Source organism: Streptomyces sp. NPDC031132, assembly GCF_055570595.1.
Map to the genome: position 1 here is coordinate 4,071 of NZ_JBVIGX010000056.1, position 24,407 is coordinate 28,477.

At 72.1% G+C, this 24,407-nt stretch carries 22 protein-coding genes and 1 pseudogene; 9 read left to right on the top strand and 14 right to left on the bottom strand.

The genetic code is table 11. The features are described from left to right. Nucleotides 1-118: 118 nt before the first annotated feature. Nucleotides 119-610: a DUF6194 family protein gene (locus ACZ49B_RS37050; protein WP_468315134.1), complete on the bottom strand. Its 492-nt coding sequence runs from the start codon at nucleotides 608-610 to the stop codon at nucleotides 119-121. Nucleotides 611-696: 86 nt separating this feature from the next. On the opposite strand from ACZ49B_RS37050, the gene ACZ49B_RS37055 reads away from it, so the two are divergent. The 3 genes from ACZ49B_RS37055 (at nucleotide 697) to ACZ49B_RS37065 (ending at nucleotide 4,577) form a co-directional block, all read left to right on the top strand. Next, nucleotides 697-1,419: a MerR family transcriptional regulator gene (locus ACZ49B_RS37055; protein ID WP_468315137.1), complete on the top strand. Its 723-nt coding sequence runs from the start codon at nucleotides 697-699 to the stop codon at nucleotides 1,417-1,419. A 103-nt stretch (nucleotides 1,420-1,522) separates the two neighbouring features. Beyond that, nucleotides 1,523-2,464 (top strand): DUF5996 family protein, encoded by a 942-nt coding sequence (locus tag ACZ49B_RS37060; RefSeq protein WP_468315138.1) that lies wholly within the window; start codon nucleotides 1,523-1,525, stop codon nucleotides 2,462-2,464. A 16-nt stretch (nucleotides 2,465-2,480) separates the two neighbouring features. Further along, nucleotides 2,481-4,577 (top strand): SpoIIE family protein phosphatase, encoded by a 2,097-nt coding sequence (locus ACZ49B_RS37065; protein WP_468315141.1) that lies wholly within the window; start codon nucleotides 2,481-2,483, stop codon nucleotides 4,575-4,577. A gap of 102 nt (nucleotides 4,578-4,679) precedes the next feature. Here ACZ49B_RS37065 and ACZ49B_RS37070 read toward each other — a convergent pair whose 3' ends face one another. The 5 genes from ACZ49B_RS37070 to ACZ49B_RS37090 all read right to left on the bottom strand — a co-directional run bounded on the left by ACZ49B_RS37070 (nucleotide 4,680) and on the right by ACZ49B_RS37090 (nucleotide 10,117). Beyond that, a complete protein-coding gene (locus ACZ49B_RS37070) occupies nucleotides 4,680-5,918 on the bottom strand; it encodes an MFS transporter (RefSeq protein ID WP_468315144.1) in 1,239 nt (412 codons plus the stop codon). Beyond that, nucleotides 5,915-7,144 carry an ATP-grasp domain-containing protein gene (locus ACZ49B_RS37075; RefSeq protein WP_468315146.1) on the bottom strand — a complete coding sequence of 410 codons (1,230 nt, stop codon included), beginning with the start codon at nucleotides 7,142-7,144 and terminating at the stop codon, nucleotides 5,915-5,917. The genes ACZ49B_RS37070 and ACZ49B_RS37075 overlap by 4 nt, the downstream gene beginning before the upstream one ends. A gap of 54 nt (nucleotides 7,145-7,198) precedes the next feature. After that, nucleotides 7,199-8,317, bottom strand: coding sequence for a peptidogalycan biosysnthesis protein (locus ACZ49B_RS37080; protein WP_468315148.1), 1,119 nt, complete (start codon nucleotides 8,315-8,317; stop codon nucleotides 7,199-7,201). A 112-nt stretch (nucleotides 8,318-8,429) separates the two neighbouring features. Further along, nucleotides 8,430-9,326 carry a homocysteine S-methyltransferase family protein gene (locus ACZ49B_RS37085; RefSeq protein WP_468315151.1) on the bottom strand — a complete coding sequence of 299 codons (897 nt, stop codon included), beginning with the start codon at nucleotides 9,324-9,326 and terminating at the stop codon, nucleotides 8,430-8,432. After that, nucleotides 9,323-10,117, bottom strand: a complete 795-nt coding sequence (locus ACZ49B_RS37090) for a hypothetical protein (protein WP_468315153.1) — start codon at nucleotides 10,115-10,117, stop codon at nucleotides 9,323-9,325. Before ACZ49B_RS37090 ends, ACZ49B_RS37085 begins: the two co-directional genes overlap by 4 nt. Before the next feature lie 473 nt (nucleotides 10,118-10,590). On the opposite strand from ACZ49B_RS37090, the gene ACZ49B_RS37095 reads away from it, so the two are divergent. Further along, nucleotides 10,591-11,028 carry a VOC family protein gene (locus ACZ49B_RS37095; protein WP_468315155.1) on the top strand — a complete coding sequence of 146 codons (438 nt, stop codon included), beginning with the start codon at nucleotides 10,591-10,593 and terminating at the stop codon, nucleotides 11,026-11,028. Between the two features lie 95 nt (nucleotides 11,029-11,123). Here the strand turns inward: ACZ49B_RS37095 and ACZ49B_RS37100 are convergent, their stop codons facing one another. Together ACZ49B_RS37100 and ACZ49B_RS37105 are read right to left on the bottom strand one after the other, a co-directional pair. Continuing rightward, a complete protein-coding gene (locus tag ACZ49B_RS37100) occupies nucleotides 11,124-11,867 on the bottom strand; it encodes a hypothetical protein (RefSeq protein WP_468315181.1) in 744 nt (247 codons plus the stop codon). Nucleotides 11,868-12,002: 135 nt separating this feature from the next. Beyond that, nucleotides 12,003-13,169 carry a copper resistance D family protein gene (locus ACZ49B_RS37105; protein WP_468315157.1) on the bottom strand — a complete coding sequence of 389 codons (1,167 nt, stop codon included), beginning with the start codon at nucleotides 13,167-13,169 and terminating at the stop codon, nucleotides 12,003-12,005. Nucleotides 13,170-13,653: 484 nt separating this feature from the next. Here ACZ49B_RS37105 and ACZ49B_RS37110 point away from each other — a divergent pair. Then, nucleotides 13,654-14,046, top strand: a pseudogene (locus ACZ49B_RS37110) (LuxR C-terminal-related transcriptional regulator); the annotation flags it as partial. A 93-nt stretch (nucleotides 14,047-14,139) separates the two neighbouring features. Here ACZ49B_RS37110 and ACZ49B_RS37115 read toward each other — a convergent pair. Both ACZ49B_RS37115 and ACZ49B_RS37120 read right to left on the bottom strand, forming a co-directional pair. Continuing rightward, nucleotides 14,140-14,433 (bottom strand): YciI family protein, encoded by a 294-nt coding sequence (locus ACZ49B_RS37115; RefSeq protein WP_468315159.1) that lies wholly within the window; start codon nucleotides 14,431-14,433, stop codon nucleotides 14,140-14,142. Between the two features lie 100 nt (nucleotides 14,434-14,533). Continuing rightward, nucleotides 14,534-15,811 carry an MFS transporter gene (locus tag ACZ49B_RS37120; RefSeq protein WP_468315161.1) on the bottom strand — a complete coding sequence of 426 codons (1,278 nt, stop codon included), beginning with the start codon at nucleotides 15,809-15,811 and terminating at the stop codon, nucleotides 14,534-14,536. A gap of 129 nt (nucleotides 15,812-15,940) precedes the next feature. Here ACZ49B_RS37120 and ACZ49B_RS37125 point away from each other — a divergent pair, with 129 nt between their 5' ends. Then, entirely contained in the window at nucleotides 15,941-16,924 is a 984-nt protein-coding gene (locus ACZ49B_RS37125; RefSeq protein WP_468315164.1) for an ArsR/SmtB family transcription factor, read from the top strand. 32 nt (nucleotides 16,925-16,956) lie between these two features. On the opposite strand, the gene ACZ49B_RS37130 is transcribed toward ACZ49B_RS37125, so the two are convergent. Further along, nucleotides 16,957-18,234, bottom strand: coding sequence for an Nramp family divalent metal transporter (locus tag ACZ49B_RS37130; protein WP_468315165.1), 1,278 nt, complete (start codon nucleotides 18,232-18,234; stop codon nucleotides 16,957-16,959). A 364-nt stretch (nucleotides 18,235-18,598) separates the two neighbouring features. Here ACZ49B_RS37130 and ACZ49B_RS37135 point away from each other — a divergent pair, with 364 nt between their 5' ends. Together ACZ49B_RS37135 and ACZ49B_RS37140 are read left to right on the top strand one after the other, a co-directional pair. After that, nucleotides 18,599-20,107, top strand: a complete 1,509-nt coding sequence (locus tag ACZ49B_RS37135) for an APC family permease (protein WP_468315168.1) — start codon at nucleotides 18,599-18,601, stop codon at nucleotides 20,105-20,107. 39 nt (nucleotides 20,108-20,146) lie between these two features. Next, nucleotides 20,147-20,575 carry a universal stress protein gene (locus tag ACZ49B_RS37140; protein ID WP_468315170.1) on the top strand — a complete coding sequence of 143 codons (429 nt, stop codon included), beginning with the start codon at nucleotides 20,147-20,149 and terminating at the stop codon, nucleotides 20,573-20,575. 98 nt (nucleotides 20,576-20,673) lie between these two features. Here ACZ49B_RS37140 and ACZ49B_RS37145 read toward each other — a convergent pair whose 3' ends face one another. From ACZ49B_RS37145 to ACZ49B_RS37155, 3 genes are all read right to left on the bottom strand, one after another. Then, nucleotides 20,674-21,054, bottom strand: a complete 381-nt coding sequence (locus ACZ49B_RS37145; RefSeq protein ID WP_468315172.1) for a VOC family protein — start codon at nucleotides 21,052-21,054, stop codon at nucleotides 20,674-20,676. 117 nt (nucleotides 21,055-21,171) lie between these two features. Further along, nucleotides 21,172-22,098 (bottom strand): hypothetical protein, encoded by a 927-nt coding sequence (locus ACZ49B_RS37150; RefSeq protein WP_468315175.1) that lies wholly within the window; start codon nucleotides 22,096-22,098, stop codon nucleotides 21,172-21,174. Nucleotides 22,099-22,133: 35 nt separating this feature from the next. Continuing rightward, nucleotides 22,134-23,588, bottom strand: a complete 1,455-nt coding sequence (locus ACZ49B_RS37155; protein WP_468315177.1) for a DUF7824 domain-containing protein — start codon at nucleotides 23,586-23,588, stop codon at nucleotides 22,134-22,136. Between the two features lie 102 nt (nucleotides 23,589-23,690). Between ACZ49B_RS37155 and ACZ49B_RS37160 the strand changes: the two genes are divergently transcribed. Next, the gene (locus ACZ49B_RS37160; protein WP_468315180.1) at nucleotides 23,691-24,293 is read left to right on the top strand and encodes a putative glycolipid-binding domain-containing protein; all 603 of its coding nucleotides are present in this window, start codon (nucleotides 23,691-23,693) and stop codon (nucleotides 24,291-24,293) included. The last annotated feature ends 114 nt before the right edge of the window (nucleotides 24,294-24,407 follow it).

The following is a 24,407-nucleotide window of genomic DNA, read 5'->3' on the forward strand; positions in this document are numbered from 1 at the left end:
GGTTTTGTGGGCAGGGGGAAAGAGGGGGAGAAACCGGGGTGGTTTGATCTGTTGTGGGTTTCCCTTTCGTCCCCCTCCCCCCCCCCCCCCCCCCCCGACCCGGGCTTCCTCTTCTGTTTCACCCCTGCCGGCCTCCGTCCCCGGTCGCCGCACCCGTGCGCCGCTCGTGGCGCGCACGCGCCAGGTGGTGCGCGTGGCGCAGCAGTTCACGGAGAGCCGTATCCGTGCGCCGGCCCGGATTCACCACGGCGAGCCAGCCGAGAGAGCCGTAAAAGGGGTGCGCCACCACGGTGTCGACGGCCCCGGGGTCGGAGTCGGTGGCCGGATCGCGCGGCGCACGGCCCGTCCGGCGGATGAACTCCTCCCTCCCGGCGGCCACGTTGACGCGGAACGTGTCCGGCCGGTCCAGGCGCCACGACGCCTCGCCCGGGTGGTCCTTCGTCACGATCGTCGCAAAGGGCTGGGCCGCTGTCGGGACGACGCCGTCGGGCGCGTGGTAGAAGAACGCGTCGCCCCAGCTGATCTCGGGCGATCCGTCACCGGGTCCGGGCCTGACGGCCAGGACTCCCTCGAGGGCGCCCACGAAGTCGATGATCTCGTCGATGGTCATGTCCGCAAGCGTTTCATTGAAGTGCTTGTGGAGACTTCGGCCGCAGTACGCGGGAGAAAACGGTGCCAACCCTCAAATCGCCGGTCATGCGAACGGTCGACGTCGCACGGCGGGCCGGCTACTCGGTCCAGCAGATCCGCAACCTCGAGCGCGACGGCGTGCTGCCGCCCGCGGCGCGCACCGCTGCGGGCTACCGGGTCTACGGCGAGGTCCACCTGAACTCCGCGCTGGCCTACCGGGCCCTCGCGGCCGGTACGGGCCCGGTGGAGGCCAAGAGGATCGTGCGCGCCGCCCACGAGGGTCCGGCCGCCCGGCTGCTCGCCCTCCTCGACGCGGTGCACGCCAGGCTCGACCGGGAACGTACGGATCTGGGGCTCGCACAAGAGGCCGCCGGAGCGATCTCGGCCGAGCCGATCTCCGACGTACGCCCGACGGACGCGATGGGCGTGTCCGAGCTCGCGGCGGCCCTCGGGGTACGCGCCTCGACCTTGCGGCACTGGGATGCGGAGGGGCTCGTCATCCCCGACCGGCTGTCCGGACGCGGAACGCGACGCTACTCACCGGCGCAGGTCCGCGATGCCAGAATCGTCCACCAGCTGCGCAGCGCCGGATACCGCATCGATCCGCTCCGCACGCTGATGCCCCGGCTGCGGAGCGGGCACGGAGGAGAGACCGTGGAGGCGGCACTGGCGGCCCGCGAGGCGAGCATCGCGACGCGCTCCCGGGCCCTCCTCGATGCCTCTGCCGCCCTCCGGGCCGTCATTGACCTCGCAGACCGGGCCACCCCGGGCCGGCCGACTTCGGCGTAACGCGTCCGCGCGCCGTACGCCGTGCCGGGAATTTGCCGTGCGGCGGGGTGAAGATGTCGGTGTCCGGGCCGCGAGGCGTAGCGCAACGAGCTGAGGATGCTCAGTGGACCTGTTCCCTGCAATTCCGCTGTCGGAGTGGCGAGACTCCAAGGAGACACTGCACCGGTTCACCCAGATCGTCGGCAAGATCCGGCTGGCGAGCAGCGCGCGGCGCAACCACTGGTGGAACGTCCCGTTCCATGTCACGGGGCGGGGGGTGACCACCCGCCCGATGGGCGGGACCGACGGCAATCCGGTCTTCACGATGGACTTCGATTTCGTCGACCACCAGTTGACCGTGTCGTGCCTCGACGGCTCGACCACTTCCTTCCCGCTCGCCGGACAGTCCGTGTCGTCGTTCCACCGTGAAGCGCTCGCCGCTCTGAACAGGGTCGGCGTGACAGTGGTCCTCGCGCACCCCCGACCGTACGGCCTGCCCGGCTCCCAGAGGCCGTTCGCCGAGGACACGGAGCATGCCTCCTACGATCCGTTCTGGGTCAACCGCCACTGGCAGGTGCTCAGCCAGGTCGGCCTCGTCCTGGAGGAGTTCGCTTCCGGCTTCTCCGGGAAGACCAGCCCGGTGCACCTCTTCTGGCATTCCTACGACATCGCGGTCACCCGGTTCTCCGACCGCTTCGTCGAACTGGGGGCGGGTGTCGACCCCGTGACCCGCGAGGCCTATTCGCGCGAGGTCGTCAGCTCCGGCTTCTGGTTCGGCGACGACGCCTCCCCCCGGCCGGCCTTCTACGCGTACGCCGCGCCGGAGCCGGACGGCCTGAGCGGGCAGCCGCTGCGTCCCGCGGCCGCCCGCTGGACCGAGCGGGGCACCAGCCGCCTGGCCGTGCTGGACTACGACGAGGTCCGGGCCGGCGCGAACCCCCGGGAGACCGTCCTCGATTTCTACGAGTCCCTGTACCGCACCGCAGCCGGCCTGGCGGGCTGGGACATCGAACGCCAAGCCTGCCCCGGCGGCATCACCGACCCCCTGGCCCGTGAACAAGCATGAGAAAGAGGGGTTCCAGGTGACCCGAAGCGAGCCGGCGGCGTCTCTGAACGAGCCGGAGGCTGCGATGCTGGACGCCCTGTTCAGCCAGTCCCCCGTGGGCTTGCACCTGCTGGACACCGACCTCCGCGTCCTGCGCATCAACACCGCCACCCCCGCCATGCAGGACGTGCGCGCGGAAGACGTCGTCGGGCGCCGTTTCGACGAGGTCTACGGGGTCGTCGACGCCGACGAGGCCACGGACCTCGCTCGTGGAGTACTGGACAGTGGTGTGGCCGTGGTCGGGCACGTCCTACGGGCTCGCCACCGGGCCCGACCCGACAAGGAGCACTTCTACGAGGTCTCCGTCTTCCGCCTCGAGTCGCCGTCCGCGGAGGTGCTCGGCCTCGCGGTGGCCGTGGTCGAGGTCACCGAGCGGGAGAAGGGGCGTGCCCGCGCGGAGGTGCTGCGCACCGCCCGCGAGCAGGTGGGGCGAACCCTCGACGTGATGGCCACCTGCCAGGAACTCGTGGACGTGCTGGTACCGCGGGTGGCCGACGTCGCGGTCGTGGAGGTGGTGGACGCCGTACTGCGGGGGGACGAGCCCCCGCTCGCCCCCCTCCCACGCGAGGTTCCGCTGCGCCGCGCCGCGTTCCGCAGCAGCGGCGGGAGCACCTTCGACGGCGGCACCGCCGAGGAGCCACAGGCGCATCCGCTGGGCGACGTACGCGCCCTGCCCGCCCCCACGCCCTACACACAGGCCCTCTCCGACCTGCGGCCCCGCGCGGTCGCCCTGGACGACGACCTCCCGTGGCTCGCGGCCGATCCGGACCGCGCGGAGGCGATCCGCGCAGCGGGGGCCCATCACCTCATCACGGCTCCGCTGACCGTGCGGGACACCGTACTGGGCCTGATCAGCCTGTACCGGACGCAGCAGCCCGATCCGTACGAGGAACAGGACGTCGGTCTCGTGCTCCAGCTGGCCGACCACACGGCCCTGTGCATCGACAACGCCCGCCGCTACACACGCGAGCACACCATCGCCGCGACCGTCCAGCGACAGCTGCTCCCCCGCCGCCCGGCCTCGCACACGGCTCTGGAGACGGCGTACCTGCTCCTGCCATCCGACGGCGGAGTGCAGTGGTACGACACCATCCCCCTGTCCGGAGCCCGTACGGCACTGGTCGTGGGCGGCGTCGTCGGCCAAGGGCTGCACTCCGCGGCCGTCATGGGCCAGCTGCGCACGGTGGTCCGCTCGCTGGCCGCGTTCGACATGGAGCCCGACGAGCTCCTCGCCCGGCTGAACGACACCGCGACGTTCCTGGCAGCCGAGCGCGCGGCCCTGCCGACCGCCGACCCGGTGCACCGCGAGACGTTCGCCGCGCGCTGCACGTACGCCGTCTACGACCCGTTGACCCGGACGTGCACGGTCGCGGGAGCCGGCTCCCCGAATCTCGTCGTCGTCCAGCGGGACGGCAGTACCGAGATCCGCGACGTGCCCTCCGGGTCCCTGTTGGGGAGCGCCGAGGGAGCGCCCTTCGCCGCGACGGCCTTCGAGATCCCGGAGGGCAGTCTCCTGATCCTCTCCGACACGCCGATCCCGACCCTGGAGCCGCTCGCCGACCCGGACGTCTTCCGGGGCCTGCTCGCCCGGGCCGACCGCTCCCTCGACGACCTGCGCGACGACATTCTGTACGCGTTCGCGGGCGGCGCCCAAGCCGTCCCCACCGCGCTCCTGCTCGCCCGTACGCGCTCCTTCCCCGCCGACCGGGTGGCCGTCTGGCAGCTCCTGGACGCCCCGACGGCCGCCGCCACCGCCAGACGGCTGGTGCGCGGTCAGCTCGCCGACTGGAACGTGGAGGCGGAAACGGCCTTCGACACCGAGGTCATCGTCAGCGAGCTCGTCACCAACGCCGTCCGTTACGGAAGCCCGCCGTTGGAGCTGCGCGTCATCAACGACCGCGCCCTCACCTGCGAGGTACGTGACAGCAGCCCGTCGGCCCCGCACTTGCGCCACGCCGGTGTCGTCGACGAGGGCGGCCGCGGGCTGTTCATCGTCGCGCAGCTCGCCCAGGCCTGGGGCACCCGGTACACCGCCGCCGGCAAGACGATCTGGACCGAGCAGACACTGCGGTAGCCCCCCCTCACGACAGCGCCCCGGGAGGCAGCCGCGAGGGCCGCTCCCGGGGCGCTGCACGTGCTCCCCCTCCCCGCCCGGCCGATGGCCGGGCCCGGCCGGTCAGGCCGGCGCCGGCACCGGGGTCCGGGTGCGGGCGAGGAGGGCGCTGAGGAGGGTGCCCAGCAGGGCCACGGCCGCGAAGGAGATCCAGAACGCGGAGGCCGACGCGACCAGCAGCCAGGATCCGGCGACCGGGACGACCACCGAGGCGAGGGACCAGGACGACTGGTAGACCGACATGCAGGTGGCCTCCGTACCGGGTTCTGCCAGGTCCGCGGCGTAGCCGTCGCTGGCCGGGGCGATCACGATCTCGCCGAGCGTGTAGACCGTCATCGCGACCAGGGCGACGGCAACGGTGACCGCCGGCAGCACCGCGTCCTGCAGGGGGGCGATCAGCGCGAAGCCGAGGCCGGACGCGGCGTACAGGGCGCCGCCGAAGAGCATCATCCGCGGAGCGGGGCGGTCCGCGGTGCGTTTGACCAGCGACTGCTGGAACAGCACGACGAGGCCGCCGTTCACGGCCAGCACGGCGCCCGCCGCCCAGCCGTCCAGGCCCGCGTGGTCCACGAGGTACAGGCCGGTGAACATCGAGACGATGGTGGCGCAGACCGTGAAACAGGTCTTGGCGGCGGTGAGCAGGGCGAAGCCCGGCAGGCGCAGCACCTGCAGGGCTCCGCCGCCGGCCGTTTCCCGCTCCGCGTCCTTACGGGCCGCCGGAGCCGCAGCACCCGCCCGTCCGCGCAGCCGCAGCAACACCACCGTGGTGACGGCGAAGCTGGCCGCGTTGACCAGCACGATCACCCGGAGGCCGGTGGCGCTCTGCGCCGAGGCCAGGACGCCGCCGACCAGGGACCCCAGGCACAGACCGATGTTCCGGGCCCAGCCGACGGTGCTGAACGCCCGCCGCGCCCGGGGGCCGCGCGCCAGCCCGGCGATCGTGGCGCCGAGCGAGACCCACACCGCCTTGTCCAGTACGGCGGACAGGACCAGCGCGCCCACGGCCACGGGGGCGGGAAGGGTCACCGCGTAGAGGACGAACAGCGGGGCGCGCACGGCGTTGCCGACGATGAGCGAGCGCATCGAGCCGTACGTCTGCACCAGGCGGCCCAGGGGCGCGCTGGCCGCGATCAGGGCGAGGTTCGCCACCGTGAGCGCGGTGCCGACGGTCCCGACGCCCAGGTCCTGCACCCGTACGAAGTACAGCAGCGCGAACGGCATGAACATCCCCGAGCCCACCGCGTCGACGATCATCGCCGACACGAAGAGCCGGGGCAGCGGCCCCTCCCCCGGCCCGCTCACGCGTCCGGCATCCGCTTCATGCCGAGGACGTCGAGCAGTCGGGAGTTCGCCTCGGAGAGCTGCGTGAGCAGGTCTCCGCGGTCGGGGCCGCTGCCGAGGACGTAGCCGGACCGCCACCAGTTGGCGTCCACGCTGCCCAGCGTGGTACCGGGCGGCAGCAGGCGCTCGGCGTGCGAGACGAGCGGCAGTCCGTCGCGCACGCCCGCCATCGTGGGGGCGTCCGCGACGGTGCCGGTCGCCGCCACGAACTCGACCGCAGCCACCTGCGGGGTGCGGACCGTACGGGGGCGAGCAGGGTCCTCCGAGCCGAGTGCGACCGAGAGCGCGGCGTCGTACAGGTCCAGCCCCGTGGCGCGCAGCAGTACGTCGCTGATGAGACCGCCGGCCGGCCGGAAGGCCGCCTCGATCAGGTGCCAGCGGTCTCCGTCGTGCTTGGCCTCCAGGTGCAGCACGGCGCTGTCGATGTCCAGCGCCGCCACCACGTTCTCGACGAAACGGGTTGCGGAGGGACCGAGTTCGCTCTGGACGGCGGGGTCGATCACGTGCCGGGTCTCGACGAACGACGGCGGGGCGGTGCAGGTCTTCTCGGTGACGCCGACGAACAGGGTGCGCCCGCCCGACACGACGGCTTCCAGGGACACCTCGGGCCCCGGTACGAAGTGCTCGACGAGGGCCTGCGGCTTACCGGTCGTGTTCATGACGGCCGAGATCGCGTCGGCGAGCTCCGCCGGGTCGGACACGCGGCGGATGCCGAGGCTGGCCGCGCCGTCGACGGGTTTGACGATGACCTCGCCGGACGGTGCCGAGCGCAGGAGTTCCGCGGCCTCGTCGGCGTTCGAGGTCAGGACGAAGGGCAGCTCCGCCCCGGTGCCGGCCAGCCGGCGGCGTACGTCGGCCTTGTGGGCCAGGTCCTCCGCCACGGCCACGCCGGCGCCGGGCAGGCCCCACTCCTTCGCGAGCCGGGCGGCGACGCGGGTGCCCCAGTCCGTCAGGGCCAGCACGCCGTCCACCCGGCCGGCGAGCGAATCCAGCCGATGCAGGTCGGGACCGGGGTCCTGGTGGTCCGTCAGACGCCAGGCGTAGTTCTCTGTGGCCAGGCGGTCGTAGCGGGAGTAGGCGGTCTCGTCCACGAGGATCGTGTCGACACCCCTGCGCTCCGCCGCTGCGAAGAATCGTTCACGCAGCGGGCCGATGCCGACGACGAGGACGGTGGGACGTGTGTTCAAGGCGACCTAAATCCTTCAGGAGTGAGCAGGAGGCGGAGAGGGCGGCCCGGACGGTCACGGGCGAGCGGTGAAGGCCGCGTCCGTACGACGCAGCAGTGCGCCGTGTGCGGTGGCGGCCGGCGGTACGGCGCTCAGCAGCGGCTGCGCGACGGCCCCCCGGCGGAGTTTCGGGGTGCCGGTGCCGGTGCCGAGCAGCACGCGGGAGCATCCCGTACTGCGGGCCAGCCGCAGGGGCAGGTGGTAGGCGACGTGGAAGTACGCGCCGATCTCCTCGCTGCCGGGGCCGAGCCCGACCATGCGCAGCAGGACGTCGCGGGTGCCGAGCACCAGGGTGGCGCTCGCCACGGCCCGGCCTTCACGGTCGCGGACGAGCGCCACGGCGTAGCGGGAGCCGAAGGCGGTGCGCAGCCGCTCGTTCACGCGCAGCAGGCGGGCCGGGTCGCCGGGGATGCCGTGCTTCTCGTCCGCGCACGCCTCCAGCCGAGCGACCTCCTGCTGGATCGCTTCGGTCACGGTGTCGCCCCGGTGGATCTCGGCGGTCGCGCCGGAGGCGTCCAGGGAGGCGAGCTCGCGCCGCAATTGGCGGCGGCGGTCCGCCGGGAAGCGGGCGAGGTAGTCGGCTTCGTCCGCGCCGATGTCCTCGATCAGGAAGTACCGGTCGGTGACGCCCACGTGCCAGCCGCGCTCCCGCAGGACCGGCAGCACCGGGTCGGTCTCCTCCAGGTGGAGGAAGGTGAGGAGCCGGCCGTGGCTGCCTGCATGTTCCTCGAGCGAGGTCACCAGCGCGTCCGCGCCGAGGGCGGGGAGCCGGCCGGTGTCCTGCCCGGGGATGCCGGCCGGGAAGACGGCCGGTCCATACCCGAGGGCGCAGACGTTCAGCTGGCGCAGCCCCTCGGCCCGGGCTTCCTTGAGGTCCGCCTCGGACTGGGTCACGTCGCGGCCCGTACCCGCGACGATGTCGGTGCAGTTCATCCGGGGGAAGCCGGTGTGGTCGTCCTGGGTGCGCACGGCACACGCCGCGCCGGCTCCCGTGTCCTCCAGGAAGCGCACGCCGTCCTCGGGCCACCGGTTGGCGGTGAGCCATGCGGTCGAGGCTCTGGGGTCCGCCGGATCGGCGCTCCAGTACCCGGCCGACAGGCCGTCCACGGTGGCGTACTCCCTGAGCGTCACCACGCCGTCCCTCCCACTCCCTCGCGCACTCGGCCCCACCGCGCCCCGCGGGCGGGGGCCTCCCCACCTGGGGAAGGGTAGTCCAGGTGATCCGCCGGGCCCCACACGAGGAACGTCACGAGGCCGCCCCCGCAAGGCGCTTGGCGGCCAGGGCGCTGATGTGCTCGGGTGCGGTTCCGCAGCAGCCGCCGACGAAGCTCAGGTCGAAATCCGTGGCCCAGCCGTACGTCAGGTCGGCGAAGGCGGCGGGCGAGAGGGCCGGCGGCAGGGAGTGCGCGCTGTGCTCCCACTCGTCGAGCGCCGCACGGTCCTCCAGGTTCGGGTAGACGCCCACGGACGCGCCGAGGCCGCAGAGCAGTTCCAGGGCGCGCGGAACGGCCGCGTGCGGAAGGCAGTTGACGGATACGGCGCTCGCGCCGGCCTCGACGCAGGCCCGTGCCGCATCCCGGAGCGCATCGCCGTCGGGGAGCGTCGCGTCCTCGGTGACGACGAAGCTGACCCATGCGGTCAACCCGCGTTCGGCGGCGGCCTCGACCGCGATCACCGCTTCCCGGCGCGTGCACTGGGTCTCGACCAGGACGAGATCGGCCTCCGAGTCCGCCAGGACTGCGGCCAGCCACCGGTGTTCGCGGCGCAAGGCGTCCTTGTCCGGGGTGAGGGCCGGGGTGTAGCAGTCCTCCACGGGGGCGACCGAGGCGGCCACGAGGGCGTGCGACGCACCGCCGGCCCGGCGGGCCCGTACGGCGCAGTCCACGGCCCGGTGGACGTGGTCGGCCTGCTCCCGCTCGGGCACGCCCATACGGGACAGTGCCCGGGTGTTGGTGCGGAAGGTGTTGGCGGTGAGGATGTCGCTGCCGGTACGCAGGAACTCGGCGTGGACGCCCTCCAGCGCGGCCATGCCGGCGGCGTCGCGCAGTGCCGCGCTGGTGAGCCAGGGTTCGACGATGGGTATTCCGGCCGCTTGCAGACCGGTTGCCGTACCGCCGTCGAGGATTCTCGGACGCGGGCTCATACCAACTCCTTGCAATGTTCCGGTGTGTGATGCGCAGCGCTCTGCGCGCGGCCCCACTCGAGGAATTCCGCAACCCACGCGGAAGGCATCAGGTTGACCTTCTGGTCGGCGAAAGGGCGCTCCGACGGGGGGATCCAGTCGTCGTCACCGGGGCGCGGAACGGAACCGTCCGGCCGGAGGATGTGCGGGCCGTGGTAGAACCAGGAAATCTGCCCGACGAACTCGTTGAGGACCGCGCCGTGAACTTCCGGTGAAAACATCACCAGGTGCGCGTAGGCCACGGAGAGCTCGCCCCGGAGATTGAACGGCGCGCGGACGAGATAGTGCCCGAAGTAGTCGTGGGTGGCCCGCAGGACGTCGTTGTGAAAGACCCGGGCGCCGTCGATCTCGACGTCCGACCGGAGCAGGAGCGGGTTGTCCGGGTCGTCGTACCCTTCCGGCCCGTGCCCGTGCTCGGTGGGGTAGACGTACAGGTCCGCGCCCGCGTCCAGGGCTTCGCAGAGCTCCCGGGACGTGCCGTAGGGCTGCCCGGGGCGCCGGTGCATGCGTACTTTCACTCCCCGCTCGGTCATGCAGGCGAGCTGAGCCTTCGCCTCGTCCGCCATCCGCATGTACTGGGCACGCACCTCGGGATCGTTGGGCCGGTGCGGCTGTTCGTGGAAGCGGTTGGCTATCTTCCGGACCAGGCTCTCCGGAATACCGGAAGCCACGAATCCGGAATGCAATCGCCCGCTTTCCATATTGGCGCTACACAGGTAGGCGCGCGCCACTTCGCGAACATCGACGACCATGCAAACCCCCCGAGGGCGCCCGTCCGGAAAACATTCCATTCATGTAGCCGTTACAAAACCCATCATGATCGTCGGCATCCGATTCTACAAGTCGAACAAATGGGACATCGCAGGTATACGGGGATCAATAAATTGGTCGACAATGCACGCGACTTGCGCTACCAGGTGGCCGTTTTCATTGAAACTGGAAGCGATTCACGCCTCGTCCACAAACGGATGGCCTGACCGGCAGGGCCGGGACCGGCGCCGGGTCCGACCAACGGCCGCTACCGGGTCCGCGTCCACCACTCGCCCACGGTGCCGGGCCCTTGGGGGCAGGGGAACCGACCGCGCGGGTCAGGGTGGCGGCGCCGGGCGCCCCGCTGGAGCGCGCATCCCGGGCGACCACCGCCATCCGGTCCACCGGTCCAGCGGTTCCCCGGCCGGGGGCAGGACCATCGAGTTGACGAAAAACCCGCCTCTATGATGGACCGATGGCATCGATCAAGCAGTTCCAAGTCACCTTCGACTGCGCAGAACCTGAGCGCGTCGCTCGTTTCTGGTCCCAGGTGTTGGGGTACACCACACCGCCGCCGCCTGAGGGGTTTGCCACTTGGGACGACTTCGAGCGCGCAACGCCGCCTGAGCATCAGGGTCCGGCGTACGCATCGTGCGCCGATCCCTCAGGTGTGGGCCCCCGACTGTTCTTCCAGCGCGTTCCCGAAGGCAAGGTCGTCAAGAACCGGGTGCATCTTGACGTGCGGGTCGGCACGGGGCTCGTGGGTGAAGAGCGCCTCGCCGCAATCGAGGCCGAATGCGCACGACTGGTCCCGCTCGGCGCGGTACGCGGGCAACTGCTGCTCGCCGATGGCGTCAACGAGTCGTGCCTCTTGATGCAGGACATCGAGGGCAACGAGTTCTGTCTCGACTGAGCGGCGGCGAACGTGGCACCTCCGCCAGCCACTGGCGCCGTTCACCATCACGAGAGTCGCCGTCCCGCGGCGCCAACTGTGGCGCGCTGACCGCGTCAACGACATCGGCGACGACCAACTGAGGCTGATCCGGGCACTGCTGGGCACCCCGCTGCCGAGCCGCCGCCGGGCCGGTGCCGAGCACCCCGGTCCGCCACATCACCCTCCGCCCGTCCATCCGGCGCGCCACCGACGACGGTGGGCCCTCCCGTCACCCCCGCCGGGTGCGAGGACGCCCCCCTCCTGGGCGGGGAACGGGTCGACAGCGTCCTGCGCCGCTGACGACCGTCGCCGTCCCCGCACAGTCGCGTGACGACGGCATCCGTGCGCTGCCCGCCCGCGACGTCGACCCGGCCGCGGGCCGCGTCCTGGAAGGCGCCGCAGTCGGCGGCGCGGTCGACGCGCCACGCCTTCTGATCCGGCAGTCGTCCACCAACTCCTGGGCCCCCCGGGCCCCGAGATGCCACCCACGACGCCGCGGATCTCCTCCTGCAGCGCGCCCCGATACGGGTTGCGAGGACGGCGACGGCGGGCCAGAGCAGGACGGTGCCGGCGGCGAAGGCGCCGTAGGAGGCGGCCATCAGGGTGGGGTGGTCGGCGCGGGCGGCGAGCTGGGCGGGAAGGAAGAAGGGGAAGGGGAGGCGGAGCAGAACGCCGGTGGCCAGCAGGAGCGGTGCGATGACGAGAGAGACCCCGCCGACCCAGCGGCCGGGGAAGGGAGCGTCGCCGGACCAGTCCACGGGGAGGCCGGCCGTGCGGGGGAGGACGGTGCGGATGTCGGTGCCGTGTGTTGTCGTCATGCCGCAACCCTCCCGGGGAGGGGGCCGTGCGCGCGTCGGAGCAGGGGCCGGTCCCCGGCATCGGACCGTGGTCTGATGCCGGGTCGGCCGGCGGGGTCCGGGTCATGCAGAAACGATTCGCCCCATGGCGTCGGATCAGGAACTGGCCGCGATCTGACGCTGCGCGAGGGCGTCGGAGGCCTTGGCCGTGATGTACAGCGACGCGGCGAGGGTGAGGACGAGCAGGGCGCCGACGGCGAAGATGCTGCCGGTCGCGACGGGCGCCGGGCTGCCGGCTTCGGAGCGGGCGGAGCCGGTGAGGAAGGGGACGATGCCCAGGACGGCGGCGCCGAGGGCGACCTCGGCGCAGACGACCTTCGGGAAGTGGTGCAGCGTCAGGTGCAGCAGGGAGGCCGTCGCATCGGCCTGACGGGCCTGGACGATGCGCGGCATCAGCCAGAGCTGGTTGAGGGCGCCGGCCGCGACCATCGCGAGCACCAGCAGGATCTTGACCAGGAGGAAGAGGCCGTAGGTCGTCGTCCAGAGCTGTCCCACGCTGCCGACGTGCTTCCAGGACAACCACAGTCCGGATATGAGCACGGCTGCGACGCTGACCAGGGCCACGAGACCGAACCGTCGCCAGACGTCCGCCCACAGCAGGCCGGCGTTCTCGCTCAGCCGGCGGCGGGCACCGGTGAGGGCGAGGAGCAGCGTCAGACCGCCGATCCACACCGTGCCGCTGATGATGTGGGCCTGGCCGAAGAAGAGGTCGAACCATTTGTCGGAGTTTTTGGGCGCGGTGGCCGGGATCGCCCCGACGAGTGTGATGGCCAGGGACAGTGGGAGTGCCGTCAGCGCGATGGTGTTGAGGTGACGGCGGCCGGCTGCGGTGAACAGCGAGATCAGGGCGGCGGCTGCGAGCACGAGGAAGAGGTTCTGGGCGATGTGGATCGTGCCTTGAGCCACCCAGGCCCCCTTGGCCGCAGGTGCGTTGAGGAAGTCCGAGATCTGCCCGGGGGCGAGCGCGTCCCCGAAGGGCATGCCCTTGCCGGCCCGGGCCACGCGTCCGGCGAGCTGGAAGTAGCCGGCCACCAGCAGCACGACCCCGGCCCACGCCAGGTAGGCCGACGTGCGCCGCTGCAGCACGGCGACATCATCGGCCCCGCTCTCCGGGGCTCGCAGGCTGGGACGGACCGATGCCGCGTAGGTGACGGTGGCGCCTATGGCGCCGCTCAGACCGACGAAGTAGCCGGTTTTGGTGAGAATCCGCCAAAGGGGAGGCGTGGTGTAGGCCGCAGCTGCTGCGAGTTCCGCATGAATCATGAGGTGAGGCTAACCTAAGTAAAGATGGTGTGAGTGTCAAGCACCGGCAAAGCCTCCTCGTCGAGACGCTTGCGCTGCTGGGGGTTGGCACTGCAGCGCATGGCCGAGACCGGCGGTCCGGCTCAGGCCGATGGGGAAGTGCCGTACCGGCCCGCACCGGCCCTGTGGGGCGGGGTGTTCGCCGTGCTCGGCCTCTTCGCCCGCACCTTCCACGCCGGAGTGGACCACCTGGCCTTCCAGTTCGCCGACCAGCAGGGCGCAGCGGCAGCCACCCGCTTCGTGGACGCGGCCTACGGCGCGTTCCACATTTTCAGTGTCCTCACCGTCGCCATCATGGGCGGCTGGCTCCTGCTCGCCGCCGGCGCCTGGCGGGCACGCGTCCTCGGCCCGCTCCGCGCCGCCGCCCTCGCCGCGACCGCCGCCCTGGCGCTCGGCGTACTCAAGGGCACCACCCCCCTCTCCGTCGTCGCAGCCGCCGGCCTGTGCCTCGCGGGCGGGTGCGGCGGGCTTCCTCCTCAAGGACGCCCGGCCCGCCGACGTACTGGCCGCCATTCACGTGGTGGCCTCCGGCGAATCCCTGCCGGCCCCGTCGGTGACCCGGCGTCTGATCGAGGAGTTCACCGCCCCCCCGGCTCCCGCGCCCACCCTGTCGGGGGTGACGGACCGGGAACGCGAAGTCCTCGAACTGATCGCCCGCGGCCTGTCCAACACCGAGATCGCCGCCCACCTCCACCTGAGCATGGGCACCGTCAAGACCCACATCGGCCGCCTGCTGTCCAAACTGGCCGCCCGCGACCGCGCCCAACTGGTCATCGCGGCCTACGAGTCGGGCGTCGTCAGCAGCAGACGCCACGCCTGGCGCCCCTTCGATCAGTGAATCGCTGCAACGCGATATGACGAGCGTGGGTACGTCTGTCTCGGCGCGGTGACCGCCATCGCACTCCTCATCCGGCTCCGCTCACCACCAGGCTCACTCCGGAGACTTGAGATCCTCCAGACCGTCCGCGACCAGCAGCGGCGTGAACTCCGTCACCGTATGCGTGGCAACGCCGTTGACGACATACGGATCAGTGGCGAGAAGGCCGTCGAGGTCTTCGCCGGGCATCCGAGGGGCTAGGTAGACACCTCCGGCCAAAGGCACCTGACGTCCGGCCACGAGCAGCAGACGGCGTGAAATGAGGTCGTTCAGCCACGCGCCGTGGGCCGGTCGCAACGGGTCGACTTCATCGAGCGGAACCGTATAGGTCACCGTGACAACAAACATGTCCGGACCGTAAGGGAGAACCAAGGGCTTCTGCGAACCGATTCCGTGATCCGGGAGACAGGCCCTGGTCAGGACCCGTTCGCGCGGGTGGCGCGCTGCTTCAGCCGGACGTACTGGCGCTGGGGCCGGAGACCGCGGTGCTGTCCTCGGGGCTGCCGTGCGCAATGGAGCTGCCGGCCCTGCGGTGGCTGCCGGCGGCGGCCTTCGCGGTGCTGATGCCCCCCGGCGCGGGGAGCGCCGCGAGGTGGCGGGCCACGGCCAGTGCGGCGAGCAGCGCCACGAGTACGCACACGCCCCACCACCCGGCACGGCCGTAGAGGCGTACTCCGAGCCAGGAACCCGCGCTGCCGCCCAGATAGACACAGGTCATGTAGGCGGTGTTCAGCCTGCCGCGGGCCTCGGGCCGCACCGCGAAGACCCGTGCCTGGTTGGCGACCATGCCGGACTGCATCGCAAGGTCGAGTACGAGTGTGCCGATCGTCAGGGCGGTCAGCCCCGCCACGCCGCCCGAGGCGCCGGCGGCCAGCACCACGGCGGAGAGGAGTACCCCGAGCAGGCAGACGAGGTTCACCAGGTCGGAGCCCCTGCGGTCCACCAGGCGTCCGGCGAGCGGGGTACAGAGCATGGTGGCGGCGCCGACCAGGGCGAGCATCCCGACCGCCTGGCTGCCCAAGCCGTAGGCCGGGCCGGTGAGGAGGAGCGCCAGGCAGGTCCACACGGCCGAGAACCCGGCGAAGACGGAGGCCTGGTAAATGCAGGAGCGTCGCAGCTCCGGCTCGGTGCGCAGCAGGCGCAGCGGCTCGGTCAGCAGGCTCCGGTACGGCTCGCGCGAGGGCGCGGCCGCGGCCGCGGCCGGTACCGTGAAGCCGAGGACGGCCGCCAGGAGCAGGACGACCACCCCGGCCACCAGGTAGGGGGCCCGCCAGCCCAGCCATTCGCCGAGCGTCCCGCCGAACGTGCGGGCCAGCAGCATGCCGCCGATGGACCCGCTCAGCAACGTGCCCATCACCGCCCCGCGTCGGTCGGCGGCGACGAGCCCGGCTGCCAGCGGGGCGATGACCTGGGCGGCCACGGTGGTGACGCCGATGAGACCGCCGGCGGCGACGAGGAGCGCCAGGCTGGGTGCACAACTCGCGGCGAGGAGGCCCAGGCCGGTGAGGGCGAGCAGGGTGACGAGGAACGGCCGGTACGGGAGCCGGTCGGCCAGCGGGACCAGCAGGAAGATCCCTGCCGTGTAGCCGACTTGGGTGGCGGTCACCACGAGGGAGGCGGCATCTGGAGAGGTGTGCAGTCCTGCGGAGACCAGCGGGACGATCGCCTGCGGGAAGTAGAGGTTGCCCACGGCGACGGCGCAGGTCAGGGACAGGATCAGAACCATCCGGCGGTTCATGTCAGTCCACCGGCCCGTCGTCGGGCGTGGCGGTGCACCGCGTAGGAGTCGGGTGTGTCATGTGCGCAAGTCCACGGCACCTGCGTTCCGCTGCCAATTGATGTAGCGTCCCGCTTAATGATCAGCTTCGTGCTGGGCGTGGAGGACCTCGCGGACACCCGGTTCGCGCTCTCGCCCCTGAGTGAGACCGTCTTCAGTCTGCGCGTGCTGCGCGATCCGGGCCTGTCCGCCGTGCACCTGCCGTGGCGCAGGTCCGTCCTCGGCCGGCTCGACGGGCTCGACACCGACCTGCTGATGTCCCTGGTGGCGCAGCGGCTCACCCTTCCGGACTTCCTGACGCCGCGGCCGACGTGCTTCTCCCCCGCCTTCGAGGAGGAACTGGCCGTCGTCCGCGCGGCCTCTCCGGACCTGGTGCGGCGCGACCTGTCGGCCGCCCACGCCCCGGACCCGTTGCCCGAGGCCCTGCGCGATGCCATCGCCGCGGACGATGCGCCGGTCCTCGGACTCCGCGATGCGATCTGTGAGCTCTTGCAGCGGTACTGGGAGGTCGCCGTGAAGCCGATGTGGCCGCGGATGCGGCTGCTCCTGGAAGCCGACATGACCTACCGGGCCCGACAGTTGGCCATGGGCGGCGCCCGCCTGCTGTTCGCCGGAATGCATCCGAACCTGCGCTGGCAGGACGGTGTGCTGCACATCGACAAGATGATCAGTACGCACCGGGTCGCCGCATCGGGCCGAGGGCTGCTGCTCGTTCCTTCCGTGTTCGCCCACAAGCCCGCGCCTCCGGTCAGCCCCGAGGAACCACCGCTGCTGATGTACCCCAGCCGTGGGGTGGCGACCATGTGGGCCCCGGCGCCGACCGCCGACGCGCCCGCTCTCGTGGCGCTGCTCGGCGCGCCCAGAGCCCGGCTGCTCGGCCTCCTCGCCGAGCCGCTGCCCACGGTCGAGATCGCGCGCCGTTTCCGGGTCACCCCGAGCGCCGTGTCCCAGCACCTGCGCGTCCTGCACGCCACGGGCCTGGTCACCCGGGCCCGTGACGGGCGGCAGGTGCTGTACCGACGCAGCCCGCTGGGCGACCAGTTGGCCGGCCCGCACTCCTGATCGCCCCCGCCGGCTTCGCTCTCCGTGGCGCCCTACCAGGGCAGTTCCCGTACCTGCTGTACGCACAGCACCACGAACAGCAGCCCGGCGGCCGCCAGCATCCCGTTGCTCAGCAGACCGTTGCGCCAACCGGCCGGCGTGCGTGAGCTGTTGAGCAGCCACAGCAGGGTGAGGGCCAGGAACGGCATGAAGAACGCGCCGATGACCCCGTACACGATGACGAGCCCGAAGGGCTGGTCGAGGAAGAGCAGACTGATGGGCGGGAAGGTCAGCCAGAGCAGGTAGGCCCGGAACGGCAGGGACTTCTCTCGGCTCGTCCCGTCCGGGACCAGGGACGGGCGGTACTTCGTCACGAAGTCGGCGAACATCAGGCTCACGCCGTGCCACACGCCGATCAGCGAGGTGAAGGACGTCGCGAAGAAGCCCACCAGGAAGAGCTTGGCGGTCGGTGTTCCGTAGCGGTCCGCGAGGATGTCGTTGAGGTCGAGCAGGCCCCGGTCGCCCTTCGCGATCGCCACGCCCGAGGAGTGCAGCAGCTCGGCACCGACGAAGAGCATGGCCACGACGAAGAGGCCGGTGGTGACGTAGGCGACCCGGTTGTCCAGGCGCATCACCTTCATCCAGCCCGCGTCGGTCCAGCCCTTGGCGTTGACCCAGTAGCCGTACGCGGCCAGGGTGATGGTGCCGCCTACACCGCCGATCAGGCCGAGCGTGTAGATCAGCGAACCGTCCGGGAGGACGGGCGCGAGGCCGGCGAAGGCCGCACCGAGGTGCGGCGTGACCCGGATCGCGAGATACACGGTGACGAGGAACATGACGCCGACCAGCACCGTCATGACCTTCTCGAAGACGGCGTACCGGTTGAACCAGACGAACACCAGCCCCGCCAGGCCGCACAGGACGGCCCAGACCTTCAGGTCCATGGTGTCGGGGAAGAGCGCGGCGAGCGGGAGGGCGCTGGAGGACATCGCGGCGGCGCCGTAGACGAAGCCCCAGACGACGACGTACCCGGCGAAGTACACCGTGGTCCAGGATCCGAGGCTGCGCCAGCCGTCGAAGAGGATACGGCCGGTGGCGAGATGCCAGCGGCCGGCGGCCTCCGCGAGGGAGATCTTGACCAGGCAGCCGATCACCGCCGCCCACAGCAGCGTGTAGCCGAACTTGCTGCCCGCGATGAGCGTGGCGACGAGGTCGCCGGCGCCGACGCCGGTGGCGGCGACGACGATGCCGGGGCCGATGTAGCGCCAACTGGCCTTGCGCGGAGCGCTGTTCTCGCTCTCCCCCGTGCCGGTCTGCAGGGTATCCGCCATACGTCTGCCGCCTTCCCGTTCGCACCTGCGGTGGACCCGGTCACCCAAGCGGCTCGGCGGCGGACGCGCAAGAGGCCCTCCCTGGTCACTGCACGGCGGCCCCGCGCAGGGCGTAGGGGCGGCCGGGTCCGCCCGGACGCCGGCCTGGTCCTCGTACCGGGAGCGGTGGGGCCGCTCGGCGACCCGCCGGATCCGGCCGCCCCCGGCCCCGGGACACGCCCCCGCCCGGCCGGCCCGTACGGCCTCCACGGGCTGCCCGCACCGCTCGAGGAGGCCCTCGGCTCCTGCCACCGCAGGCGGGCGCGGGCCCCCGGACAGCGCACGCGCCTCGCGCAGCGCCGCCGGGTGCATGACGATTGCCTGTATGGCCCAGGACAGTGCCGGCGGCGCAGCGGGTGCAGAGATCCCGGACGCGGAGCTCAAACACAACGCGATCGGTTTCCTCGACGCGCTCGTCATCGGCCTGAACTCCACCTCTCCCGCCTACTCGCTGGCCGCCGTCATCGGGCCGATCGTGGCGCTGGCCGGGATCTACGCACCCGGCGTGATGCTGGCGTCGTTCGTTCCGATGCTGCTGATCGCCGCCGCCTTCTACTACCTCAACAAGGTCGACCAGGACTGCGGGACCACGTTCTCGTGGGTGACGCGGGCCATGGGCCCCTGGGCGGGCTGGCTCGGCGGCTGGGCGATCACGATGACCGGCGTCCTGGTCATCGGTTCGCTGGCCGACGTCGCCGTCAACTTCGGCCTGCTCGCCGTCGGCCTCGACTCGTGGGCCGAGAACACGGTGGTCCGGCAGACCCTCACCGTCCTCGTGATCCTCGCCATGACCGCCATCTGTGTCATCGGCACCGAGCTGTCCGCCCACCTCCAGGACATCCTGATCCTCGCCCAGGTCTTCTTCCTCCTGGCCTTCGCCGTCGTCGCCATCTACCGCATCTACGCCGACACCAGCACCCTCGACTCCATCGAGCCGTCCCTCAGCTGGCTCAACCCCTTCGGCGCGGGCGGAGACGCCCTCACCGGCGGGCTGCTGCTCGGCGTGTTCATCTACTGGGGCTGGGAGTCCGCGGTGAACCTCACCGAGGAGGTGAGGGACTCCGCCACGGCGCCCGGCAAGGCCGGCATCTGGTCGACCGTGGTCCTGTTGGTGACCTACCTGTCCGTGGGCTTCGCCATCGTCGGCTACGCCGGAACCGCCTTCCTCGCCGAGAACGCGGACGAGGAGGAGGCCATCTTCGCCGTGCTCGCGCACGAGGTGATGGGCGGCTGGGACTGGATGCTGCTCCTCGCCGTCTGCACCTCCGCGCTCGCCTCCACCCAGACCACGATCATCCCGGCCTCCCGGACCGCCCTGTCGATGGCCCGGCGGCACGCGCTCCCGCCGTCGCTCGCACACATCCACTCGCGGTTCCGGACCCCGGACGTGAGCACGTGGTGGGTCGCCGGGATCGCCATCGCCTGGTACCTCATCGTCAACCAGATCAGCGAGAACGCCCTCCTGGACTCGCTGACGGCGCTCTCCCTGCTCATCGCCTTCTACTACGCGCTGACCGGTGTGGCCTGCGCCGTCTACTACCGCCGCCACCTGCTGGAGAGCCTGCACAACTTCCTGCTCATCGGCCTCGGGCCGCTGATCGGCGCGGGCATGCTGGCCTGGCTGCTGGAGGAATCGATCGACGACATGTCGAATCCGGAGAACTCGGCCGGCGGGGGTTCCTGGTTCGGCCTCGGCCCACCGCTGGTGATCGGGATCGGGATCGCCGTGGCCGGCGTACTGATCATGTGCTTCTGGCGGGTACGGGACGGCAGGTTCTGGCGGGAGCGGCGGGGCGTGGTCGATCCGGAGCTCGTCCACGGCAGGAAGCGATAGCCCGGAAGCGGTGGCCAGGCGGTCCGGAAGGAGTCCCCGATGTCTGTGGTCCTGGGGTACGACGAGTCACCCGGCGCGGAACGGGCCCTGCAGGTGGCGCTCGAGGTCGCCACCGCCTTCGGCGAACCGCTCGTCCTCGTCTACGGTGCCGCCGCGCCCGGCGCCGCCGGGGAGGAGTACGTCGCGCACCGGGAGGCCGTCCGGCAGGCGGGGCGCAGCGCGCTCGCGCGGGCCGTCGAGGCCGCCGACGAGGCGGGCGTACCGTCGACGGTCGAGGTGGTCGACGAGAAGCCGGCCCAGGCCCTGCTCGACGCCGCGGAACGCCACCGGGCGCGGGTCATCATCGTCGGCAGCTGGGGGGACAGCCCGATCCGCGGCGCCCTGCTGGGCTCCACCCCGCACAAGCTGCTGCACCTGTCGCCGGTCCCGGTGCTGTGCGTGCCGACTCGGGGCGACACCGAGGAGTAGGCGCTCGGGGCGGCGTGTCACGTGGTGAAGGACGTGGCCGGGTCGTCCACTTCCGGCCCGGGCCGGCCCGGGCGGTCGCGGCGAGCACCTGCGGCGGCCTACATCCCGTTCGGCTGGAGCACGGAGAGGATGTTTCCGGCCGGGTCCTTGAACCATGCGATCGCGGGGCCGGGCGTCTCCCGGGCGATTCCCTTCGCGTCCTGGTCGAATTGCTCGTACCGCTCGAACGTCACGCCACGGGAGGCCAGTTCGTCGACGGCCCGGTCGATGTCGTCCACGGGGAAGTTCAAAACGGTGAAGGTCGCGGCCTCGTGATTTTCCTTCGGGTACAGCATGACGTCGGTGTTCCCCGCGAGGTGCAGGGTCAACAGACCGTTGTCCTCGGACACCCGGAGTCCGAGCGTCTCACCGTAGAAACCCTTGGCACCCTCGATGTCGTCCACCGAGTAGCCGCTGAATCCCTTGCTGTCTCCCAGCATGGTGGTCGCCCTCCGTTCGCCGTAGCTCGTCCGGCATCGGCCCCCTCGCTTCAGTGTCCCTCCGATCGTCCCCTGTCGCCCGGCGGCCGGGCGAGGGGTGCCGGGGACCCGCTCCGGCTACTCCTGCGCCCCCGGCAGCTCCGCCAGCCGGTCGGCGGCCGCATCGGCCTTCCGGCGCGCCGCACCCGCAGCGCGGGCGGCGTCCCGGACCCGGGCGGTGGCTTCGGCCAGGGCGCGCCGCGCTTCGGCCTGCCCGTTGCGCGCCTCGCGCAGTTGCCGTTCCAGCTCGGCGACACGCGCGTCGGTTTCGGCCAGCTCCTGGTCGTGGTCGCCTTGCTCCTGTTCGGCCTCGCGCAGTTCCGCCTCCCGTGCCGTGGCCTCGGCGCCGGTCTCCTCGGCCTTGCGGCGGGCCTGTTCCTGCCTGGCTCGGCGCTGCTCCGCCTCGCGGGAGGGCTTCGGCTTCGGCTTCGGTTTCGGGCTCGGCTTGGGCTTCGGCTGGGGCTTCGCCGGGGCGTCGGGCTGGGTCACGGCGGGCTGCGGGCGTACGGGGGCCGTGGCGGGAAGGCCCGTGAAACCGACCGGCGGGGTCAGCGCGGTGGACAGGCGGCCGCCCGACCACTGCTCGGCAGCGTCCGGATCGGCCAGGGCGGCGTGGAGGGTCTGCTCCACCTCGTGCGCGACGCTTTCGCTGACCGCCTGGCCCTCCTCATCGGCCAGTTGCCGGGCCGTGCGCGCCAGCGCGGCGACCACCACATGCCGCTGGTGGGACAGGTCTTTCAGCTGGGTGCCGTCCAACGACCGGTGGGCCCGGCGCAGTGCTTCGCCGAGCTCGAGGAATGCGGCGACTTCCTCCGGGCGCCGCCGCACCAGCAAGTTCGAGGCGAACGCCGCCCGTGTGGGGCGCCGCAGTCCCGCGATGGCCCTGGCCGCCTGCGCCTGTCCGGCCTTCCGGGCCTTGGCCGCCCGCTCGTCCCGGACCTCGGTGAACCGGGCCGGGACCAGCCCGTACAGCTCGTCGGCAACCGCATCCACATCAACGTCCACGACATCCACCATGACGCACACCCGGCCCTGCGGCGTCACGGGTGCCGCCCTGCCAGTACGTCGCGCAGCCGGCGGGCCTCCCGTACCGACTGCGCCGAGCCCGGCCGCGCCGCGAGCGCATCGACCTCGGCGACGGTACCCCGCGCGTCGCAGCCCTGCGCGCAGTCCGCCGCCAACGCCAGCAGCGGCACGTGCGGCCGGGACACGGCTCCCGACTGCACCGCCGCCAGCAGCCCGGGCAGCATCGCAGCCAGTACGGGCCACACCGCGCCGGCACCCCCGGCCGCACGGGCACCTTCACCGGCCCCCACACCGGCGGCCCGGCCCAGCGACTCCGTCACCACCGGCAGCCGCAGGGTGCCCAGCAGCGCGAGCCGGGCCAGCTCGCCACCCAGCAGCGCACCGTCCAGGCGGCGCTGCGCGGCCAGGATCAGCAAGGCCTCGACGGCCGCCTCCCGGTCGGCGTCCGGGCGCGCGCCGAGCCCGTACGCCAGGGCCAGGTGCACGGCGGGCCCGGCCGGGCCGGGGCTCTGCGCCAGCGCGGGCAGGAACTCGGGGCTGCCCGCCCGGTCCTGGTCGGCCGTGGCGGCGACCTCCGTCAGCAGCCGTGCCGCCACGATCTCGGGATGCCACGGCAGCGCGGCGACGGCATGCCGCTCCCGGTGCCCCAGCAGCAGGTGGTTGCAGCCGATCAGCGGCTCGAAGCCGCGGAACAGCGACCAGAAGGGCCGCGGGAAGTCACCCCGCCCGTCCAGGGGTTCGGTACCGACGAGGAGCCGGCGCCCCACCCGGGCCCCGTACCGTCGGCTCGGCCGCTCCGGCTCCCCCGGCTCCCGCACCACGGCCGCACCCGGCTGCGGCAGCCCGCCCCGGCGCAGCCATGCGGCGATGCGCGGGCCCTCGGGCAGCGCCAGCTCGACGGCCGCGCGCACGACGTCCTCGCCGGCGGGGCCGCCGCCGCAGCGCAGCAGCGCCTGCCCCAGGTCGGCGGGCCCCGGCCGGACGCCTGCCTGCTCGTACTCGGTGAGCCGCATGACCAGGTCGTAGGGGTCCACGGCTCCGTCGGGCCGGCTCGGCGTGGCCAGCAGCATCGGCACCGTCTCGCCGCGCCGCAGCCACCCGCAGATCTCCGCGATCCGCGCGCCGACCACGTGGCGGACCGCCTCGTGCTGGCAGGTCTCCAGCCACGGCCCGGCCTCGGCCCGGTCCGCTGCCGCCCCGTCCTCGACCGGGCCTGCGGCGCACCGTACGACGGCCAGCAGCCGCGCGGCGGCGAGCACCCGCGGCTGATGGACACCACCCCAGCGCTCCGCGACGGGGCGCAGCGCCTCGGCGAGCGCTTCTCGATCCCGTCCGGCCCACCGGACCACGGCGTCGAGCAACGCTTCGTACGCCGTCACGCCTCCGCCGTCCCGGTCGATCAGCTCCGCGGCCGTTCGCGCCACCACGACGAGCGGCCCGGGTACGGCTCCCTCGACCACGTCCCCCACCTGTTCCCCTTCCTCCTGTCCGCCCGACTGCCGGGCGGACAGGAGGATAACCAGCAGCTCCCTCCGAGTCCCTCCACCGTCATCGTGCGGGAAGATCACCTCATGGACGATTTCGTACGCTTCACCCGTACCTGGCACGTCTCGGCCAGCAAGGGATACGACACCGCATGGGGGGAGTTCGAGGGAGACCGGCTCCACGCGCGGGGCCGGGCACTCGCCCTGGAGGGCGGCCCCTACTGGGTCGGCTACCGGCTCGAAACCGGGCCGGGCTTCGTCACCCGCTCGCTGCACGTCAGCGTGGAGGGGCCGGGCCACGCGGGGCGCGAACTCGCACTGTGCCGCGACGACGACGGGCGGTGGACGGTCGACGGCCGGGCGCGTGCCGAGTTCGACGGTGCCCTCGACTGCGACCTCGGGCTCTGCCCGCTGACCAACACCATGCCCGTACGCCGCCACGGGCTCCACCTCGCCCGCGAACAGAGCCCTGAGCAGCGGTTCCTGATGGCCTGGGTGGCCGTACCGGAACTGACCGTGACCCCGTCCACGCAGACGTACACCCCGCTCGGCGGTCACCGGGTGCGGTACTCGTCCGACGGCTTCCGCAGTGACGTGGAGTTCGACAGCACCGGACTCGTCCTCGACTACCCGGGGCTGGCCACCACCCACCTGGGCGACGACGGCGCGTACCGCGGCAACGACAGCTGACGCCGAGCGGTACGGGCGTGGGGGGGGGGGGGGGGGGGGGGGGGGGGGGGGGGGGGGGGGGGGGGGGGGGGGGGGGGGGGGGGGGGGGGGGGGGGGGGGGGGGGGAGGGGGGGG

Bases quoted from the DNA above. Each gene is read 5' to 3' on its own strand.
- ACZ49B_RS37050 (WP_468315134.1), bottom strand. From the start codon at position 610: ATGACCATCGACGAGATCATCGACTTCGTGGGCGCCCTCGAGGGAGTC.
- ACZ49B_RS37055 (WP_468315137.1), top strand. From the start codon at position 697: ATGCGAACGGTCGACGTCGCACGGCGGGCCGGCTACTCGGTCCAGCAG.
- ACZ49B_RS37085 (WP_468315151.1), bottom strand. From the start codon at position 9,326: ATGAGCCCGCGTCCGAGAATCCTCGACGGCGGTACGGCAACCGGTCTG.
- ACZ49B_RS37090 (WP_468315153.1), bottom strand. From the start codon at position 10,117: ATGGTCGTCGATGTTCGCGAAGTGGCGCGCGCCTACCTGTGTAGCGCC.
- ACZ49B_RS37095 (WP_468315155.1), top strand. From the start codon at position 10,591: ATGGCATCGATCAAGCAGTTCCAAGTCACCTTCGACTGCGCAGAACCT.
- ACZ49B_RS37100 (WP_468315181.1), bottom strand. From the start codon at position 11,867: ATGACGACAACACACGGCACCGACATCCGCACCGTCCTCCCCCGCACG.
- ACZ49B_RS37105 (WP_468315157.1), bottom strand. From the start codon at position 13,169: ATGATTCATGCGGAACTCGCAGCAGCTGCGGCCTACACCACGCCTCCC.
- ACZ49B_RS37115 (WP_468315159.1), bottom strand. From the start codon at position 14,433: ATGTTTGTTGTCACGGTGACCTATACGGTTCCGCTCGATGAAGTCGAC.
- ACZ49B_RS37120 (WP_468315161.1), bottom strand. From the start codon at position 15,811: ATGGTTCTGATCCTGTCCCTGACCTGCGCCGTCGCCGTGGGCAACCTC.
- ACZ49B_RS37125 (WP_468315164.1), top strand. From the start codon at position 15,941: ATGATCAGCTTCGTGCTGGGCGTGGAGGACCTCGCGGACACCCGGTTC.
- ACZ49B_RS37130 (WP_468315165.1), bottom strand. From the start codon at position 18,234: ATGGCGGATACCCTGCAGACCGGCACGGGGGAGAGCGAGAACAGCGCT.
- ACZ49B_RS37135 (WP_468315168.1), top strand. From the start codon at position 18,599: ATGGCCCAGGACAGTGCCGGCGGCGCAGCGGGTGCAGAGATCCCGGAC.
- ACZ49B_RS37140 (WP_468315170.1), top strand. From the start codon at position 20,147: ATGTCTGTGGTCCTGGGGTACGACGAGTCACCCGGCGCGGAACGGGCC.
- ACZ49B_RS37145 (WP_468315172.1), bottom strand. From the start codon at position 21,054: ATGCTGGGAGACAGCAAGGGATTCAGCGGCTACTCGGTGGACGACATC.
- ACZ49B_RS37160 (WP_468315180.1), top strand. From the start codon at position 23,691: ATGGACGATTTCGTACGCTTCACCCGTACCTGGCACGTCTCGGCCAGC.